Source organism: Bacillus sp. SIMBA_154, assembly GCF_046536015.1.
GTDB lineage: Bacteria > Bacillota > Bacilli > Bacillales > Bacillaceae > Bacillus > Bacillus pumilus_P.
Window position 1 is genome coordinate 1 of record NZ_JAWJBV010000389.1, and the last position, 259, is coordinate 259.

General features: G+C 57.9%; 1 protein-coding gene. It reads left to right on the plus strand.

Translation table 11 applies throughout. The features are described 5' to 3' along the window. Positions 1-259, plus strand: a 259-nt coding sequence (locus tag R0K30_RS22495) for a hydantoinase/oxoprolinase N-terminal domain-containing protein (protein WP_410613126.1), incomplete at both ends; no start/stop codon positions are given.

The window sequence follows — 259 nt, forward strand, 5'->3', positions numbered from 1 at the left end:
GACACTGCTCTGTCGAAGAAAGTCCACTATCGAATCGCGGTCGATACCGGCGGCACGTTCACCGACGTTGTTGTCGGTTGCAGTACCGGTGGAATTGCCATGGGTAAGGCGTTAACGACCTATGATCGCGTCTTCACTGGTTTTGAAGCCGCCGTCAGACGCGCTGCCGAGTCGGTCGGCTGGAGCGGAGACGAGGTCTTGCGCAACGCCGAAGTCATTGTCTATGGCACGACACATGCGACGAACGCGGTGTTGACTG